This window comes from Pseudoalteromonas sp. 2CM39R (assembly GCF_023161845.1).
On sequence record NZ_JALNTM010000005.1, the window covers coordinates 360,103 to 379,741 of the forward strand.

The following is a 19,639-nucleotide window of genomic DNA, read 5'->3' on the forward strand; positions in this document are numbered from 1 at the left end:
AATGCAACTCTTAATTGAGTCCATTAGAAACGGCTACCAGCCACTGTAATTGAGCATTAGCTTTGTCAAAAGCTCTTTGTTTTTCTCATCTAGAGATGTGCAAGCGCTGCTAAAAAGTGCTTTTTCTGGGATGCTAGGTGCATAACAGTCAATGTCTTTGAGAACTTTTATGTACCCGCCTTTTTCAAGTTCAAACAGGAAGTTTTCTTGTAATATTTCGATAACAGCATGAGAGTTATATATGCTGGCTAAAGCAAATCTAATCGTCTGCTCTCCTGAAGATGCCCAGCCACTATTCAATAAGCGTTTAACATCAACCGACAAATCAGTGAGCCTTTCAACGTCTATTAACGATTTGTCGCTGTTTACTGAAATAGCATCACTGCAATGTTGGCTAGCCAGTAACTTAATAGTAGACAAAAACTCATCTTTACTGCTGGCGGAGCAGATAGAAAAATGTAAAGCTTCATCAGCATTGATTGTCTTAGGTTCATTCTTAAATCTTGGATAATTCATCTTTGACCTTATATAATTAGTGCTTATTAATTTATTTGTTTTCAATTGACCTTTGCGTCAGTTGTTGAAGCTATTTAATCAAGATGAATTAGGTGGCGCATTTTTTACGTGAGAATGAAAATTGAGGTTATAGAGGTTGCCAAGAACTAAAAAACCATGTGTAAACTGCGGCTCGATGGATAGATATAAGAACGGCGGTTGTCGTCCGTGCCAGCAGAATACACAAAGAGTTAGAAATAAAGCTGATGCCACTGGTCGTGGCAATATTTATGAAGCGAATGCAAAAGCGAGACAAGAAGCCAAATTGAAAGGTGAAAGCACGTATGAATCCCTCGATGTTTGCCCTAAATGCCAAGGAAGCTTGCGTTATACAAGTGGTGGAAACTGCTATCTATGCCATTAGGTAGGTTCGCCAGAAGATCCTGATAATAAACCTGGTAAAATGAAGGTTTGACTGGGTGCTTATGCATTGTATTTATATTTATATTCGATTCTGTTGTTGTAAATTATGAATAGTAAAATATAACTCAAAAATACCCAAGTAAGCTTATTAAAAACAGTGTGTTAGTGGAAAGTATCAGTTAAAAATATAACTCAAAAATACCCGATATAACTCAATAATACCCGATATAACTCAATAATACCCACTTAAATGTAATAAAAACAGCTGGTTAGATTTTTTGGGTTGCAAATTGAACATTTTGTAATTTACGAAAACATAACTGAAAAATACCCAAAGCTTGTTGGTTTTTAATTAACTTATTGAAATTAAATATTTTTTAGTAGTAAGGATAAGTTATAACCGACGGGTATTATTTAGTTATAAATAACTGAAAAATACCCAACCAATATAACTAAAAAATACCCGTATAAATTATTGATATAACAATGTATTCATTAAAAGGTATGGTTTAGAAACATAACTGAAAAATACCCGCATAACAAAATAATACCCACTTTATCTTATCAAAATCATGCGGTTAACTCGTAAGATGTCATTTTTTAGAAACTCCCTCTAGATCTAGATTAGAGATATTAGAATTAGATAGAAAGAATGATGATTTTAATTATAAATTTCTAAGATGCTAAGTAAACTTACCAACCTAACGGAAACCTAAAGTATCATCAAATACTAGCCTATAACCCTCTCTGGTGAACTTTCATCTAAACATCATACCTACGCAGCTAAAAATCCAATTAGGACCCTTAGAGTGTCATTGAGGGCGAATTTTAAAAAAAGCACTCAGGTTGTGATTCTATGCGCTATTCCTGCATAGACATTCATGCTATTATTTTCAATGAAAGTTTAAAAAAGCCTATTGTAAAAATAGGCTTTGGGAGGACACTAACTAACGAGGATTTGTGAGTTTATCTATTTATCTTTTGTTTAAACTTTTTGTATAGCCATCTTGCTACAGTTGTTATAAGCCAAGTACCTATTGCGAACAGTATCAATGTGGCCAATAAGACATGTTGAAATGACTTCATACCAGCGCTCGTGTATTCACAGCCATTTTTAAAACTCTGCGTTCATCGACATTGAGATATCATCACCCCAACAACATGCACCGTGGTCATCATCGAATGTCACGAAATTATCATCGATGAGCATAAAACCGCTACTTGATGAGCCATGTTCAATACTTAAGTTGCTTAAGTCATCAAAACAAGCATCAGTAATTTTCATTACTGAACAACTAGTATCCAGTGCATCACTAACGCCGACATCAATTGATTCGCCAAATGAGTTACCGCCAGCGTCAATACAGCTATTGTCTATTAATGCTAATCCAGTTGATGGATTAACTCCTGTAACAGTAACCTCACAAGTCTCTATAAGAGCCATTGGTTCTGTGGTTGGTGACTCATACTCAACAGAGCAATGTTCAAATAGTTGATAACTCAATAAGTTCATAATTTTATACCTATGTTTGTTTCGGTACTTCTTGAACTTAATGAAAATTAAATGAGATGCAAACAAAAAAAGCGCTCAATGGAGCGCTTCAGATTATTGACGATACTTCTTCTTAAGTTTGAGTTTGAAAATCCTCATACTAAGTTCCAATAAGCTTGTTATAAGCCAAGCAACAATCGCGTAACCACCTCTATATGGATAGGATTCATAAAGTTTCATACCAACAACTCGTTCAAGAATGATAGTCACTAAGATTACTACCGATAACACCTTGAAGATCGTTGCCAATTCACTAATGAAAAACAATTTAAGTCTTTGATTTGAAGTCATGCAGTCCTCCTTTGTTTTGTCCTGCATGACTATGTAGTATCGTGTTAAGGTACTTTTAGAGTCTTAAAGTAAATAAACTCATCCAGTATGATTTACGGTTTTGAATTTACAGTTGTCGATTAGTAAACTATAAACTGGCTTAACTGCATTGAAAGTAGATTGCCTGTTATCACGCCACTGCGTTACACGATGTTCTCTTATAGTACAGTAGGTTATACATATTTTTTCTTTAGCTCTCGATAAAGCAACATATAATGCACAATTATTTTCAAATGGTTCATTGCTGTAATTCCAGAATGCTTGATCCTCCAAACCAATAAAGTAAACATGTTTGTATTCCAAGCCTTTGCACTTATGGATATTCATTACATGAACCGCACTTTCAGCAGCAAACAACTCAACAGCATCACCAATGTTTCCTGATTGTGAGTACATTTCCCTCATGTGTAATTCCAATGTATGCCAAACACTTGAATAGTAGGCGTTAGATTTGTATTGCCTCCAGCGACCTTTAATTTTTTTTACGTCGAGGAAATGAATAAAGTCTTGTACATCAGAAATGACTGCTTCGATAGTTGCTGTTGCATCAAATTTATTTTGTTTCTCTGATATGAAATTTGCGATCAATGATGTAAGTTTAGCTTCTTGATCATCACCTAATTCCACTCGATTTAAACTTCTATAAATGTCATATAGTTCAGTAATAACCTTTGGTGTTGGGCAAACAACCGACTTAAAAAACAAAGAAAAAATTCTGCCGAGAGGTTCTTTCAAAGCGTCTTGTAAATCACTCATTTCCAAATTATTAATACTAAACCTGTTAAGCTCACCCCTAAGTATTTGAGTGTACTTGGCTGACTGCTGTTTAGTTAATATACAGATTTCACTTTCTTTGACGCCATTTTGAATGGCTCTTTGTATTTCAGTTGCAATAAACTTCGCTTCTTGCAACTCATCACTAAATATATGTACTGAACAATTGTCTGAAGTATCTTGTAATACGGATATTGGCTCGTCTTTTTCCTCAACAAACTCTAATACTGTTTTTAGTATGTTTTGAATTTCAATTGAAGCTCTATGATTTTTTAGAAGTAGCTTTTTCTCCGCGGCAAAATCATTTAAGAAATCTGTAAATACAGAAGGTCTGGCACCCGCCCAAAGCATAATACTTTGGTTAACGTCACCGACTGTAGTAACTTTAGCTGAAGTATTACAAAATAATTGCTTAATTAGAGAGTATTGTTGAGTTGTAGTGTCTTGAAATTCATCAACAAAAACATATTCATAAGATGAAGAAAAGATATTTTTAATATCTTCCCTCTGAGCTATTATTTTCAATGCTAAAGTTGGCAAGTCACTCATTAGTATTTTGTCTGAGCCGTTTGCATCAGCTTGTCTTAAGACAATATCGTAATTATCGCTTGGTCGTTCAGCTTCATCTAGTGTATTTCTAAACCTATCAATGATACTTTTGCAAAAACCATGAAATGTGAAGGAATCGAAACGTTCCGACTTTTCCCCACAGCGACGGTCTATTCTTTGTTTTATATTTTCTTGAGCTTCTGTTTTAAAAGTCAATGATAGTATTCTTTTAGGCCAAGGACATTTTTGAGTTTCGAATAAATAACTTGCTTTCTGTGCAAGTAATTCAGTTTTACCAGCACCAGCGCCTGCTAACACAGAAAGAGACCCCTCAAAATTGATAATATCCATCAACTCGTCAGTAGCATCGATACCTGGTGATGGCTTCCATTCCACCATTATTCAATAACCTGTTCAGCAAGGTCGATAATTTTGTTCATTAACCTAGTTAATTCAGGAGGTAACTTTGCCTTTATTTCGTCAGCATCATATTTATCTTCAATTTTTAAGATCATGCGAACATGGGATGCAGGTTTACTTTTATTTGACAAAAAGCGATATCTATACCATAGAAAATTCCTTTCCCATTCATCGCCAAATGCATAACGCATTCCTGAGTTACCTTTTTTCAGTACAGCTTTTATTAATGCAGCTTTGCGTTTAGCGTTATCTGCATCTTCTTCATCCTCTTTACCTTCAACTGGGCCTCGTTCGCCGTATTCATTGTCTTTTTCACAAAAGATATCGGGAAAAGCGCAAATCATTGAGTAATCAATATCAAGAGGGCTTGAGAAAAATACGTTATTTTCTTCGAGTTTCGAAACTATGTTTATGCTTTCTATTTCTGAAGTTTCATCGATTTGAAAATCAATACAAAAGCTTGCTGGGTTAGCTGGTGAATTCCAAGCTGGTATCTGATCTAAAATTTCAGTGTGTAGGTAGTGTATATCGGGCTTAAACTTGGACAATTGCTCTACACAGTAATTAATTCTTCCGAACCCGCCCCCATTTCTGTCAATGTCAAAATCTAGAAGTGTGACAAATGGAATTTTTAAAGCATTCAATAGTCGCCAAAAATGGTTTACATGTCTTCCACCTAAAGGAACAACTGAGATAGCGTGAGAATCTATATCTGTCTCATAGAACTCTAGCAATTTTGGTATTATAACTTGTTCACTGTCGCCTTCACCTAAAACCACTAACTTAGCAAAATAAATTTCAGGATAAGCTTTGACCGCTTCACTTATATACTTAGCTTGTTCGTCGGCATCACCTGGTAAAGTTAATGACTGAATGTGTGTGCTTTTTGTATCTGTATCTAACCTGAAATGTCTAATTTGATTCGGTTCAACTCTCCCCACAAGAGAAGGAGAGTGGGTCGATACGATAGCTTGGCACAATTCACTATCGCCGTATTCTTTTACGAGCTTAATGATTCTTCCTAAGTAATGCGGTGATAAGTGATTTTCAGGCTCTTCTAAGGCAATTAAACTGAAAATAGGAAGTTTCATTTTTTCAGGGTCAAAATTAGTGTCTTCCCCTTTAGCTACAGCATTTCTAGTGGTTTTATCTATTTCAAACAATGCCTTGGTTAACGCAAAATAAACTAGAGATTTTTGTCCATCGCTTAAACGACTAGTCTCAACTTTATTACCAGTCGCATCTGGCATAAATTGAAGTTGAATTAACTTTAATATCTCATCAATATCTCCAACTGGAAAATTGAGTGTTGCTTCATTTAAGTGTTGCCCTTTATAAATACTTTGCCAGTTATCATTAATTGCTGAAGTAATCTGAACTAACGCTGGATTTTCTATTGTTAACTTATTTAGTTCTTGGGCTTGCGTTTCAAATTGAGCTTGTTCGTCTTCTTGCCATTTTATAGCTCTCAGAAGTCTCCCCAATACCGCCTTTGACGAATACTTTAATTGAATAAGTGGGTCTCGGTTTGCAGGTACATAATGGACTTGAATACCGTTGCGTTGCACGGCGGACAGACGATGTTTATTATCCTCTTCAGGGTTTTCCATATCTCCATCAATGATCCAAACCTTTTCATCAACGTCGCCAAGTGGGTTGTAATCAAAACTTAAACTAGCTTCAAGTCTTACTCTAAATATTATTTCGCCATCGTTACTTGTAGCGGTTAAACCATTGATAAGAGCAGGTATCGAAATGTTTCCATCGGAAGCGTCAAAGTTAAACCAGGCTTCAATAACTAAATTGCGAGCAGCTGATTTATCATCCTCGTCAGACAAGTAAAAGTCTGACGGGGAAATACTTCGAAGTGAGTGGTCTGTTGCAAAGAGTTTATTTAGCGCTTCAAGTGCTGTGCTTTTACCTGTGCCATTATGCCCTATAAAAGTAGTGACATTTTTATCGAACTCTATTACTTGTGGATTAACGGTAGAGACGCTTTTATACCCAGAAATGTATAATTTATTTAACTTCATTTAGTTCCCTTAAATAAACAAACCCAACAATCTGAACAACGTAGTTAGATTAAAGAGGTTTACTGCAAAAATTTTTGAAACAACTTATCAAAGCTATCTTTGTTTGTCACTTAAGAAACAAGAAGATAGGGCTTTAAGTGTCGTTCACTTTTCGGGGTCAGACTTTTTTTTGAAATAGACTATTGTTGGCTTTAAATTGACTTTGATACAGGGCCGTTAATTTGGTCGGTAAACGTGCAAGTCAAATAACGAAGTTCAAACAACTTTTTCAAACATGAAAAAGTTAATAAAAGCTTGAGCGAAGCTCAACAGCAAATCGCGTAGCTGTTGTGGCAATGAAATTGTCATGGCAGCGGAGCTGGAGTCAGCATCGCAGATCAAGCGCGTTCGAATTTTGCTTAAGCAAAACTGGTTATCACTGCGAAGCAAAGTGATAGCCAGCCACAACGCGATAGCGGCACCGAATTGGACAGGTGCATTTATGCCTCTTCCCCTGAACAATGACGGGTGAGAAGGCGCTTGATCAGCGGTAGCTGACTCCGAATAAATCTAATACCGACAAACGAAGTGCGAAGAGCCAGTGTAGCGACAAGTCGCGTAAACACTGGCGTGTAAGAGATTTACTAAAAGAACGAAGTTCTTCTCAATTTGGATAAATTGAGTTTGTTAAGCAGACTGCTTAGCAAGGCAAAGCCCTAGCATGATGCAAGGCATATGCTTACTGTGCTGATAATTGGCATGGTTTGAACCTTGGTAATTTAGATTCAATAAAACAAGGATGAAGCATGAAACAAATCGAAAAATACTTACAACTTCCGTTAGCCTATTTTGAAACATCAGACATTACTAACCCAGCCCAACTCGGTTCTATAAGAGAAGATGCTGTTATTACCTGGATTGGTCGATTCGGTCTGAGCAGTAAAACTGTACTGCAACAGTTATTATCATTAACACGTGAAGCGGTTAACAAACTCGTAAATAGAATGAAGCGTAAAGGGCTTTTACATATTCACCAAACATTCGGTAATACCGACCAAGCCTTTATAGTTTTAACTAGCGAAGGTATTCGATGCTCTGAGTTTTTATTACAGCAAGAATTACATCTGAAGTCAGATGCAAGCCGAATCAATGAAAGAAACTTGGTTCATGATCTCAGTATTCAGCTTGTGATGATAAGCCTATTTCGTGATAACAAAATAGATGGTTTGATAAGTGAGCGCGAGTTAGCCTTGTGCTTGGAGCAACGCAAAAATGATGATCGCTTAGTTGATGGTATTGTGAGGCTTGCAGGAACAAAGACCAATGTCGCTATTGAAATGGAAACTTCTAATTCTAAAAATAAAGGTAATGGTGAGCTTCGTAAAAGGATATTAGATAAATACTACCAACAAATTAAGTTAAGTGATGGACTTTACAGCCAAGTGTTTATGTATAGCCATCGCCAACGGTTCCTCACTCAAATTGAGAAAACTCACCAGCGTATTTTTACAACAACTAAGTTTGCCTTCACAGACCAACAAGTCACTATTTTAAAAAATAACATAAAATTCAAAGCCCATGAGTGCAGTCATATTTATGAGTTAATGTTTAACTCGGATCGCAAACTAACCGACGAAGTAAAAACTTCAGAAATCAATGTTAAAGGCTATTTAGAAAAGTTAGATGAGCTGACGGCATTAGCAAAGTCGTCATCAGATACTGTGTTGCAGTTGCGTTTAGATGGATTTAAAGATGCTGGGGTAGTGCTTGGTATTTCACATACAGATTGACCTGTGGGGCATTTAGCCCCTTTGAATTTTGACCTTAGCATTCAGTATTCTGGATTATTCATATTGAACAATCCAGAATACTTAACAAGCAACCTCATTGCTTGTCGAACCAATGTAAAAATTCGATCTGAGGTTTATCAAATTTTCAATACGTTCGCCGCTGCACTAAAAAAGCATGGCAGCGACATAGAGAAAAGTTAGTTTTTTGGTTCCTGCACTTAAATATAACTAGCGCCATATTGAGAGAAGTTTTTTGGTATTGTTTGAGTTTGTAACTGTGAATTAATAAAAAAAGGGCTGATAGTCAGCCCTTAGATAAACTCGATCATTTCCTCAAATTCATTGAACGCTTCTTCGTTAAAGTACCGAGACTTAGATACCCCAAAAGTTGAAATAAACTCGCTATCACTAACACTGCCTGCTTGAAGGTATTCATGCATCAATTCGCCAAAAACACAGAAGATTAGACCTCGTTCTTTCGGTTCGAAAAACTTCTTCTGAAGTTCTTCAGGAAGCTGTTCCAGCAAGCTCTTAGACAATACGAAGCCATTGGTTTGAAAGCGCTCATTTTTGTGCTCGTAAATATAGTCCAATGAATCTGAATTAAAATACCAGCACACCCTAAACCGATCACACCAATGTTCAGGCGTTCGTGTTTTTCTAGTGAATAAATGAATAAAAGGTGTTTGATCATTTTCTGTCTTATTACTCATGGTGTAAGTCCTTAGTTGATAAACCTCATGAATAATTAAGTTCATCTCTGGAAAATTAATAAGCTTCATTGCTATTAATTTCATCCAAGGAAAGGATTATTTGATGTAAACTGGTCTTTCGTGAGTCGTACTGCTGGGTTTCAAAAGCCAATTCAGCTAATAGTTTAGCAACTCTTGCCAGTGCGTCTTTTTCAGCTGGGTGCAAATGTTCTAGTTGATAATCAAACATACTATACCAGTCAAACCCTTGTAATTTTTTTCTCGTTAAATGTTGTGAATCTATAGAATGCTCAGTCATAGCAATTGCACGGCCAAGTTCTTCGTTTAAAAAGCACATATATGAGCCTTTTAGTGGTTTCTTCTTCATAAAGCTGTCTCCTTTTAATTTGCTTGAATTGATATCAAGGAGCAGGCTGAGGAAAATTTGTAAAATGCTTTGATTCTAAGTTTTTTTCATTAAAGTTAAAAAACCAAACAACAGCTAAAAAGAGTTAATTTATGGAATGGGTATTGTTTTTAAGCTACCTCATTTATGAGGCTATTAGGGTTTATAAAGAGTGTAAACAAAATAACCAAACGTTTTGGCAGTGGTGTAATACTCCACTAAAATGTAGAGACGATGCAAAAATGGATGCGTAATGATTGATGTAATGTTTTTCGCAGGTGTTGGTTTAGCAACAGTGTTCGTCTTTATAACGGTTTACTATGTGATAAAAAAAACACTTGAAGCTAAGTATATAAAAGATAATTAACACTAATTTTCTGATAGTGGAGCTAGTTACTTCTGAGGTTATTAAATTTTAGGAGATCACAGTGAACACTAACTTAAAATCAATCGAGCTAACACAACAGCAACCTAGCATTGCCTATGATGAGGACTATATTGCGCTTTACGAAAGGGGTACTGACTATATTTATTACGTTCGCAACTATGTCATGTCGCAAGAGTTCATAGTCTTGAGTTCGGGAATGTTTGAATTGCTGCCTGAAGAGCATAGACCAATAACCAACGTTTTTGTTCAGTCTAACTTTTATGTGCTCAGGCAATTTAAAAGCCTCGTAAGAGAGCATGTATTGCAGTCGGGGCAGTTGCAGCATTTCTATCATTTGTTTGATTGCTCGATAGCTGATTTTTTTGAGAATCTTTAAATCTACAATGAGGGACGACAACTCAAAGTTTTCCCTTAATGGCCATATTTAAAATTAACGGCAAACTTAATCAAACAAGAGTGCTGCTGTTACCACATAGATTGATGCCCACCTTTTGGTGGGCATTTTCATGTATTTCGGAATCCTTGTTTCCTTTAACCTATTACCAACGCGTAAATTGATTAGAGGAATAAAATGGTTAAACCAAAGTTCTATGTGCGGTGGGCTGTTAGCTACAGTGACTCAACTTATACCGATATCGTTTCAAAGCTTTCAGTAGATGATTTGGAGCAATATTATTGTGAAGAGGCAGAAATCGACTTAATGATATTCGAAGATGATCCCGACCAAAGTTTTAGCCAAGACGAGTTCTTTCGTTTTAAACCAACCCATAACTTGTCGATACCCCACGGGATTAAAAATCGCTTCAAGTTTGAAATAGATGCAAATATGAATATTGTTTCTTTAGGTTAAGTGGTTAGTGCAGGAAAAGCTGTTTATTGTATTTTGGAAACGTGTTTTTGAATAATATGTTTTAGTTTACTTTTGTCATGCGAGTAGTAGTCCCTTGAATAATTTCGAGCACTTTGAGAATAAACAACAATCTAATTGTCCGTCACCAAGATTTTGTGCATTTTACCTAGTAGACGGCCATGTTGAGTTAAGTTTGAGTAGTCGAACTTTAGCTGCCAAACATGACACTTATCTGATCATTCAAGCGCTTTATGATGAGAATGGACGGTGGATTATTAGTGATGAGCATGATCACTATAAAATACAGAAAAACATGTGGGATTACCTTCATGATTTACCAACTATTGAAGAAATCTCGTTGCATGGAACGATAAGCAAACTCAATGATAAAATTGAAGATAAATATGGGTTAACCATAGCTTCATCATCGGAAATTCAATTCCTAGCTATGCGCGAAAATGATAACCTTTGTGTCGATCCTGAGTATTTAGCAACCCAAAATTATCGAAATGCCAATCTCGATACTTCTGTCAAGGGAGAAGGCTATGTTGTAACAGGTTATAAAACTGAAACTCAATGGATAGATAGTTTAAACAACAACGCTGAGCGATTTATACCAGGGGCTGTTGCTGTTGATGCTAAAGGCAATAAGTGGGTAGCAACTGGCTATTATCCTGTGGATACTAAAGGTTTAGATTGGCGACTAATTTACCAAGTCTCAGATGATGTTTATTACAAAGACGTTGAACTGGGAATTTATGATATCGATGCCATAACTCTCGTTGATGTAAACGGTAACGTTATCTGATTTAGAGGGAAGTAATTGCTATTTGGCTTCTGTTGAGTATATTTGTTACTTACTAATAGTTAGTATTTCGCTATAACAAAGCTGAGGTAAGGAAAGTGCTGTGACACTAAGTATCTATATTCTTCTCGCGTTCATTATTACGATTGTTTGTGTTTGTCATGCATATTATTTACTGACAAAAAAGAGTGTGGACACTATGAATTCAATCAGCAACGATGAAAAAGTAAGCTCTAAGGGGTGAAAATGTTTATTGAATTGCTCTGGTTTATTCCTGCACTAATCTTAACCTTCACGGTTTTATATTCAATACATAATGTTAAAAAAAATGATAAAACTGATTACGTTTAACTTATTTCGGTATGCTTTGATGAATGATCTTTAACTTGAACTGTCAGATTTGAACAATAGAACTCAAACAAACCTGACAGTCGCATATTTGCCAATTGAGGACATTAAGATGTAACTCGTTTCTGCCCCTTTTCGAGTTAGCAAATTGCATATTTTGCAAATTGGTTTTGCCCCAAGATGAGTTAACTTAATTACCCTATAGGTCGGCTTTGAGCTATCAGATACAGTCTTATTCATCTAATGATATTGGCTCTACTCCATAATCTGATATTCCACTAACTTTTATGTTGTTGTGCTCCCAAATTCAAGAAAATGAGCGACGAGCGCATTTTCTTTTTTTTAATCTCTTTAGCGTCAATAAAATATTATAGTTGGCAATGCATTACGGTATTTGTTAAAAATACATTTATTAATACATGCGCGTTACATCGGCAGAAAGATGCGCGACGGGCGCACTATAAAATTGTTAGGCACTAGGTAATTTATGGATTCAAATCTGAGCATGTTGAAATATTACAAGAGGCATATTTTTACCTTGAAAGATATGCTTGATGAAATTGATCCATCAAGTAATGATTTTACTCCTCTGCTGGAAGCTCAAAAATACATTCTCGATAGGATATTGGATACAGAACTAAGGATAAGTAAAAAGAAAGCCGAGCTAAGAGAGCTAAAGAAATCCCTGCGAGCAAACAGAAATGGTAAAGAACGATCTATTGAAATTAAGTCGAAGATCTCTAACGTAAATGAATCATTAGCTGGCTATAAATATCTGCTTTATGTTTGGAGATGTTTTGGTGATGGTATTGTTTTTAAATACATTAGCAAATGGAATCTCAAGCGGCTTCTCTTTGAAGTAGATTCACCTGAAATAAAACAAAAATCCGGGTTTATTGGTGGGAAAGAAGGAATAGAAGAGGAGTGGAAAGTTGTCATGAGTGCCGTTGACCACAATGTACCTGCTGTCCTTTGTGATATCACCAACTCGATAAGGCATGGTGATGTTTGTCTTCTAGGTGCAAGTGACCCTCACGTTATTGAGGTGAAATCTAGTCAAAACTCGAATAAGCGAGTAAAGCGACAAATTGAATCGATTGAAAAAATACATTGTTATTTTGAAAATGATCTAGGATCTATTGGCGGCTTAGACGGTATGAGGCGTGTAGCATTCCCAGAAGATGAAAAACATCATAATGCAGAGATAAATGATGTTATTCGTACTCTTGTAAATGAAAAGTCCTGCAAGATTTGCCCAGAACCAGGGTTGCATTATATGGGAATTCAAACGGGGACTATTACCGATTATGATAATCTATTCGATGGAATTAAAGAGCCTTTGGTTTATATGCTAAACCAAGCTAAAACAGATGGTCGATGGGACAATTACTATCCATTTACACTTTCTATAAGAGATGCAGAATCTCTGTACCGTTTTTTGACTGGTGAGGTGTATCTATTTGTTGTTATTGATGGTTCTATTCTTAAAACAATGTTTAAAGACATTGGTTTCGACTTAGATATCGTGATGTCTGAAGATGCTGGCTTTGTTTTTTCTAAGGTGGTTGATGGTTATGAAGAGCCCTTTGTTTATATTGCATCAGAGCATTACGTTGGAAGACTAGGGTTGGAATTTATCTCTTTAAAATGGTTCTTAGAAAAGGAGGAGTTCATGCTAAAAGAAATGGAAGATGAGCTTCTTGGTCAGCTACAAAATGCCTAACAAACGCAATCACGCGGAACAAATTTACGCTGCGCTCCAATTTCTCCGGTGTTGCGGGCGTTATACCTATTTAAAAGGATTTTAGATGTTTGGAAGAAAGAAACAAGATTCAACGAAAGAGAAAGAAGTCAAAGTGGAAACAGATGAAAAATCTATTCATGAATCTCCTCAGATCTGTCTGTTTGATCTAGATGAATCAGTCCTAGAAGGTTTCAAAGATGCTTCGTACAACTGTAGCGAAGGCACATTAGGTAAAATGGTTCGAGTACCCAATGATAGAAGAGACCAGCAACACTTTTTAAAGCTAAACTATTCTCTGCCTGTTAACTTACATGAGCACGATATTCTTGTATTTAATATGGATTTCTATGAAGAGGTTGATTACGAGAGTATTCAAATTTCACTGGATAATGTAACAGGGCACTCTGCACATGCTCTTCTCAGTGCGTTCCCGGAAAAAATATTTAACCCGAGAGCATATGCGACAAGAATTCTTTCTAAAGAAGTCAATGAGATACTGAAGAAGGAATCAATAGTTATTGTGTTTGCTAGCTCACAGGAGACTGTCAGATACCAGCAAGTTGAGATAAACTCCTACGAAAATAGAATTACTAACCAAACGGACATTAATAACACTCAGTTTTATAACGGTTTTCCTTATTGCTACAATAAAACTGGTAAAAAAATGAAATCTCCAGATAAGGATACAAAATTAACATCCTTACTTCTGAAATATTCTGTTGGTTCAAATTATGAACTAGCATTTCATCACCCAACCCATTGGGATAACAGCAATAAGCAGATTAAAGATAACAATTTCATACCCCTACTGCTCAATAACGATGGTGAAATAATCTCATTTTATCATGCCCATTCCAAAGGTGCTGTCCTAGTTTTTCCTTGCATTAAGGATAAGAGGTCCTTTTTATTAGAGTTGTTCAATAATTACTTGTCGGAAATTTTCCCAAACCTCTTTCCTTATCATGGGCAGTTTGGTTGGCTTGACAACGGAGAGTACCTGTTGCCTGGCGAAGCGGAGTTGATTGATGAGAGGGCTGATATCGAAAAGTGGTACATAGCTGAAGTTGAAGCTAATGAGAAATCAATTGAAACAGTTAAGGAGAATTACTCCTTTCTACGAGACTTGATATCAGAGTCTGGCGATAAACTTGTTTCGGCTGTAGAACACTATCTAAAGTGGCTTGGGTTCCCTAACGTTCTTAATCTTGATGAGACGACCCCAGATTTGCTTGAAGAAGATATTCAGGTAGATTGCGAGGATAGGTTTTTAGTTGTTGAAATCAAAGGGGTTGGCGGAACATCAACTGATAAAGATTGTTCTCAAATTAGTAAAATAAGATATCGACGTGCAGAGCAGAGGAACAAGTTTGATGTTTACGGGTTGTATATTGTAAATCATCAAAGGTATATGCCACCAAAAACAAGAAATAACCCTCCATTCACTGAAAACCAAATAAATGATGCTGTATTAGACAAGCGAGGGCTGCTTACCACGTATGATTTATATAATGCATATTTTTTAATTGAAAGCGGAGTGATTCTAAAGGACGAAGTTCGTGATTGCCTTTTTGAATACGGGCTTGTTGAATTAAAACCAAAGAGCCTTGTATCTATAGGTATTCCTCAGGAATATTTTTCTTCTGGCACTGTAGCTATCATAGATCTTAATGGAATTAGGCTGACTAAAGGAGCAAGTTTGTACGTCAAGAAAAATGATCAATACAGCAAAGTTGAAATAATATCTCTTAGAGTAAATGACCAAGATTTTGATGAAGTAGAAACAGGAGAGGTTGGTGTTAAGTTGAGCTCTTCAGTAAAAAGTAAATCTGAATTTTTCGTGAAACAGGTATAGCAAGTTGCTGCACGCGGAAAAATTGCTCGCTGCGCTCCCAATTTTCCGGTGAGCAAGGCGTTACCGAATAAATACTCTAACGTGTTTTTGTCCAAAAACGCGCTAGAGTGGCCGTGTGCTTCTCACTCTTTGCCGAACTTGTAGTTGTCTACTGATTTTGGCCACAGTTTTATCAAGCGTATTTAAGTTTTAGTACATGGTATTTTATTAACATAAGCAATTATTAAATAAGTATTTTTAACTACAACAAAATACTGTGGACATACCGAAAACTATCGCTTTTGAATACCTATTTTTTAACCAGGCTTGAGAGTGTCTAAAATGCTTTCACCTATTCTTGAATTTGTTTGTAATAGTGTAAATAAGCAATATTATGACTGAATTTCTGCCGTAATAGTGCTTATTTACATTATTGTGAATGAGCAATATTCCTGCTTTCAACTACGACCTTGATGTGGGGGAATATCGAAATATTATCTACCATGCTTGAAAAACAAACTCATATTTTGGTGTCGTCTTAGTTGCTTAGGCTTTTGGTGTCGTCGCAGTTGCTTTAGCGTTTGGTGTCGTCGTAGTTGCTTTAGTATTTGGTGCCGTTGTAGTTACTTTAGCGTTTGGTGTCGTCGTAGTTGCTTTAGCGTTTGGTGTCGTCGTAGTTGCTTTAGCGTTTGGTGTCGTCGTAGTTACTTTAGCGTTTGGTGTCGTCGTAGTTGCTTTAGCGTTTGGTGTCGCCGCAGTTGCTTTGGCATTTTGGCGGTTCGTTGATTATTTATACACAGTCTTTGAAATAATAAAAATAACAGTGAAACCTATTCTTTCAACTACGATGATGCTGTGGGAAAAAATCGTAGCTCAATAACATGGGTTCTACCTTAGCGGATATAACCCATGTTTGAGTTTGAAAACTGTGTTACTCTTTCAGCCAAACTGTATTACTTTTTGACTATTGTAAAATAGTATAATCCGGCCTTACATGTCACAGTTACAGAATTTCTATCATTTGTTTGATTGCTCGATAGCTGATTTTTTTGAGAACCTTTAAATATATTATGGGGTCAACAAAATAAAGTTTTCCCTTCATGGTCATATTTAAAATTAACGGCAAACTTAACCAAACAAGAGTGCAGCTGTTATCGCATAGATTCATGCCTACCTTTTGGTTGGCATGTTTTAATATTTTATAAAGTAAAAGGGAAGCCTAGAAAAGGTACTGCACGATGAATGCACGAGCACTGCTGTAGCCCTTTAAAATTAAGCTAAGGACGCGCCTTCAAATCCCCCCAGCTCCACCAAATATGAAAAAGGCTGCTCTCAGAGCGGCCTTTTTATTGTCTTTAGAAATTAAATTACCCATTAAGGGCCAGATTTGTTGGACTATTTTAACGAGAGTTATTTATTCCTAGATCATTTGCTATGGAGTTTAAAAGTAACTCATACGATTGTTTGTGAGTCGGACTTTCCATTCCTGTAAATCTATTATTCCAATCTTCTTGCCAAGAGGACAGAGATCTTTTTTGTCCTGGGTCATCTTTTATACGTGCATCTGTTACCTCTCCTTGCCATAGAGCAAAAGCTTCCCTATCCATATAGTTTAAGTACAAGTCAAATGTTTCAGGTGACCAAAAAGCTTTATGTGAATGCATTTTAGTATTCAAATATCTGCGATATTTTAAGATTGTTTCTGGAGTCATATCTTTATATTCGCCCACCTCTTCAATATAGCAATAAATATTGTTTAGCTTTTCGCCAATTTGTTCGTATATTTCTGCTCTCTTTGTGATTATAATTTTATTCAAACTAAAATTATGATTACTTTCCTGTAATGTCATGTTAGTTATTACACCAAAAGAAGCTATGGAAATTGGCATGGCAATTCCAACAATTAATTTTGCTATTTCGAGGCTATTCCAAACTTTATTTTTCTTTTCCACTATATACTCCTTTAAATAGTAAGAAGTTTGCAACTAATGTTATGAAGTAACTTAAAAAATAAGTGCTTTTTAATTTTTTCTTAGATAAAGCTTCCCATTTTCAACAACTCTTGTTGGTATTGAGTGTCTATCTAAGTCACCATTAATTGTAAAAAGTAGATCTTCGCAAAAATAATCATCATAGAAATGCCAAGAGTGTGACCAGTTAGCATTACTTTTAACTTTTTCCAATGTTAACCAGTGCTTCTCTACATTGACATTTACTACATTGGAAGGGCTGTTATCAGGTACTCCAACACGGCCAACTCGTGGTTGCGTACCAAAGCGTTTAACATTTGAAAGCTTTAGAGCAGAGTCTCTTGGATTTTGGTAATTAGTAATTCTTGTCGCATGAGCGAATAAAGCACTAGATTTTTTATCATCGCTTTGCATTGATTTTCTAGAAATATCGCCACCAATAATAGCTACCTGGCTGACATTCCAGTTTATACGCTCTAGTTTTCTGTTTTGGTCTGCTTTGTAGAATGCTTCCCGGATTACATAAGCACCAGTACTATGGCCAATCAAGTGAATATCTACATCGCACTTCAGATTATTCTCATTAGCTTGATTCATAGCTAAAAGCATAATGCCGTCTTTTACTAAGCTCTCGGCTGTTTTTAGGGCATCGCTTCTGTCTTCTAAGTAGTTTAGTGCAGCGTTAGCGCTGGGCCAATCGAAACTAACTATCGCACCTTTAAACCCTAGCTTGTTTAAGTTCTTTTGTAATAAGTCATGGCGAATCATAATATCTTTAATACTATTATTATATCCATGTACAAATATTAGGATGTCACCGTAGGTATACCCTTCAAGTGGGTGCCCCTTGGGGTGAACTCTTTTCCTATTATTAGTTGCCCTGTTAATTACTTTTTCAAGCCATTCACCTCTATTTAAAGCTGTTTCAGTAGGGTGGGGATTAAAATTTCCATCGTTTACTTCTAGATATCTAGTAGCACCAGGTTCTGAAATGAAAAACTCTTTTTTACCTTTCTTTTTGGTATCTCTAGTACATATGATTAAATTCGAAAGCATGATTAAAACTCCTTTTATATTGGTAAATATAAAAGTTGTTTCTGTTTGTTTTTTGATCAAGTTTTTTGGGTGTTTTATTATTAAAATAGGTAATATTTATGGTGCAGCTAGAGATTTTTGTGAAGATATTTAGTCTCTTTTTATTAGGTTTGTTAAAACCGCTTTTGAATTTTATCTGGGTTAATTGGGTTGTATTTTATTTTGTTTTTAATGATTTGGTTTAGGTGCCTTCAACTTGAAGACACCTTTGTCCAGTTAAAGTTTTTGTTTTCTAAACAACCAACTGAACGGCATCAATGATCGGTTTGTTTTCTATATCAATGGTGTCGATGATGTGTTTGTGTAGGCGCTTTTTGTGCTCTGCGAAAATAGCGCGTTTTTTATCGAATTGGCTGGCAAATTCTAGGGCGTTATTTAACAAGGTTTCACTGTCTGGGCAGGCTTGTTCAATAACATGATCCGTGGCAAGTTCGCCTGCGGTAACGCGACGGCCAGTTAGCATCATTTCGTTAAAACGATAGTCTGGTATGGCTTTTTTAATAAAGGCGAGCATGCCCGGTAAAAACGGGATTGATAAGTCAACTTCTGGAAAGCAGAAGAAGCCACGATCGCTTTGCATAAATCTAAAATCACAAGCGCAAGATAAAATTGCACCATTACCAAATGCGTGGCCATTTATCGCTGCGATTACTGGCATTGGGAACAGTAATAGGCGTTTAAATACCGCATCCATTGAGTGCATAAAGCCACTTACTTCAGCAAATTTTTGTGTTTTTAATGCGGGCATAAGCCAATCGGTATCTATGCCCAAGCTCCATGATTTTTCGCTGCTTGAAGTGATCACTAGAGCTTTGTGTTCAGGGTTACGTTCGATTTCGTCAAGGCAATTTAAAAAAGCCTCTGCAAAAGCAGGGTTATGGCGATTTTCAGCTGTTGTCATAGTTAAGATAGCAACAGATCCTTGTGTACTTACATTCATCAGTGTCATGCTGTGCCTTTAATTTTATTGTGTTGTGGGCATAGTTATATACCATCGGTTTAACAAAATAAACCACAAGTCTGACCAGTTGTGAATTTAGGGGCACTTCTCTTTTGGTTGATCTGGTCTTTTAGTCGAAAGGGTTTTTCGAATTGTCGCTAATAGTGGTGAGTCATGATAGCGTTAGCTCAAACACACTATTTAAAGCGTAACAATGGATTTGAT

General features: G+C 36.2%; 16 protein-coding genes. 6 read left to right on the forward strand and 10 right to left on the reverse strand.

Annotated elements, in window-relative coordinates; translation table 11 throughout:
* Positions 1-33: 33 nt before the first annotated feature.
* The 5 genes from MTF66_RS14090 to MTF66_RS14110 form a co-directional block, all read right to left on the reverse strand.
* Entirely contained in the window at positions 34-516 is a 483-nt protein-coding gene (locus MTF66_RS14090; protein ID WP_248527517.1) for a hypothetical protein, read from the reverse strand.
* 1,516 nt (positions 517-2,032) lie between these two features.
* Positions 2,033-2,431 carry a hypothetical protein gene (locus MTF66_RS14095; protein ID WP_248527518.1) on the reverse strand — a complete coding sequence of 133 codons (399 nt, stop codon included), beginning with the start codon at positions 2,429-2,431 and terminating at the stop codon, positions 2,033-2,035.
* Between the two features lie 93 nt (positions 2,432-2,524).
* A complete protein-coding gene (locus tag MTF66_RS14100; RefSeq protein WP_248527519.1) occupies positions 2,525-2,761 on the reverse strand; it encodes a hypothetical protein in 237 nt (78 codons plus the stop codon).
* Positions 2,762-2,839: 78 nt separating this feature from the next.
* Positions 2,840-4,522, reverse strand: coding sequence for a UvrD-helicase domain-containing protein (locus MTF66_RS14105; protein ID WP_248527520.1), 1,683 nt, complete (start codon positions 4,520-4,522; stop codon positions 2,840-2,842).
* Positions 4,522-6,576: an AAA family ATPase gene (locus MTF66_RS14110; protein ID WP_248527521.1), complete on the reverse strand. Its 2,055-nt coding sequence runs from the start codon at positions 6,574-6,576 to the stop codon at positions 4,522-4,524. The genes MTF66_RS14105 and MTF66_RS14110 overlap by 1 nt, the downstream gene beginning before the upstream one ends.
* A 785-nt stretch (positions 6,577-7,361) precedes the next feature.
* On the opposite strand from MTF66_RS14110, the gene MTF66_RS14115 reads away from it, so the two are divergent.
* On the forward strand, positions 7,362-8,345 hold the full coding sequence (locus MTF66_RS14115; protein ID WP_248527522.1) for a hypothetical protein: 984 nt from the start codon (positions 7,362-7,364) through the stop codon (positions 8,343-8,345).
* A gap of 311 nt (positions 8,346-8,656) precedes the next feature.
* Here MTF66_RS14115 and MTF66_RS14120 read toward each other — a convergent pair whose 3' ends face one another.
* Both MTF66_RS14120 and MTF66_RS14125 read right to left on the reverse strand, forming a co-directional pair.
* On the reverse strand, positions 8,657-9,058 hold the full coding sequence (locus tag MTF66_RS14120) for a hypothetical protein (RefSeq protein WP_248527523.1): 402 nt from the start codon (positions 9,056-9,058) through the stop codon (positions 8,657-8,659).
* Between the two features lie 55 nt (positions 9,059-9,113).
* Positions 9,114-9,425, reverse strand: coding sequence for a hypothetical protein (locus MTF66_RS14125; protein ID WP_248527524.1), 312 nt, complete (start codon positions 9,423-9,425; stop codon positions 9,114-9,116).
* Between the two features lie 446 nt (positions 9,426-9,871).
* Between MTF66_RS14125 and MTF66_RS14130 the strand changes: the two genes are divergently transcribed.
* The 5 genes from MTF66_RS14130 (at position 9,872) to MTF66_RS14150 (ending at position 15,430) form a co-directional block, all read left to right on the forward strand.
* Entirely contained in the window at positions 9,872-10,207 is a 336-nt protein-coding gene (locus tag MTF66_RS14130; protein WP_248527525.1) for a hypothetical protein, read from the forward strand.
* A 195-nt stretch (positions 10,208-10,402) separates the two neighbouring features.
* Positions 10,403-10,681: a hypothetical protein gene (locus tag MTF66_RS14135; RefSeq protein WP_248527526.1), complete on the forward strand. Its 279-nt coding sequence runs from the start codon at positions 10,403-10,405 to the stop codon at positions 10,679-10,681.
* Between the two features lie 94 nt (positions 10,682-10,775).
* Positions 10,776-11,489 carry a hypothetical protein gene (locus MTF66_RS14140; protein ID WP_248527527.1) on the forward strand — a complete coding sequence of 238 codons (714 nt, stop codon included), beginning with the start codon at positions 10,776-10,778 and terminating at the stop codon, positions 11,487-11,489.
* An 832-nt stretch (positions 11,490-12,321) separates the two neighbouring features.
* Positions 12,322-13,557, forward strand: coding sequence for a hypothetical protein (locus tag MTF66_RS14145; protein WP_248527528.1), 1,236 nt, complete (start codon positions 12,322-12,324; stop codon positions 13,555-13,557).
* An 85-nt stretch (positions 13,558-13,642) separates the two neighbouring features.
* Positions 13,643-15,430 carry a hypothetical protein gene (locus MTF66_RS14150; RefSeq protein WP_248527529.1) on the forward strand — a complete coding sequence of 596 codons (1,788 nt, stop codon included), beginning with the start codon at positions 13,643-13,645 and terminating at the stop codon, positions 15,428-15,430.
* Positions 15,431-16,809: 1,379 nt separating this feature from the next.
* On the opposite strand, the gene MTF66_RS14155 is transcribed toward MTF66_RS14150, so the two are convergent.
* The 3 genes from MTF66_RS14155 to MTF66_RS14165 form a co-directional block, all read right to left on the reverse strand.
* The gene (locus tag MTF66_RS14155; protein WP_248527530.1) at positions 16,810-17,361 is read right to left on the reverse strand and encodes a hypothetical protein; all 552 of its coding nucleotides are present in this window, start codon (positions 17,359-17,361) and stop codon (positions 16,810-16,812) included.
* Between the two features lie 69 nt (positions 17,362-17,430).
* On the reverse strand, positions 17,431-18,435 hold the full coding sequence (locus MTF66_RS14160; protein WP_248527531.1) for an alpha/beta hydrolase: 1,005 nt from the start codon (positions 18,433-18,435) through the stop codon (positions 17,431-17,433).
* A gap of 271 nt (positions 18,436-18,706) precedes the next feature.
* Positions 18,707-19,423 (reverse strand): enoyl-CoA hydratase/isomerase family protein, encoded by a 717-nt coding sequence (locus MTF66_RS14165; protein WP_248527532.1) that lies wholly within the window; start codon positions 19,421-19,423, stop codon positions 18,707-18,709.
* Positions 19,424-19,639 lie beyond the last annotated feature (216 nt).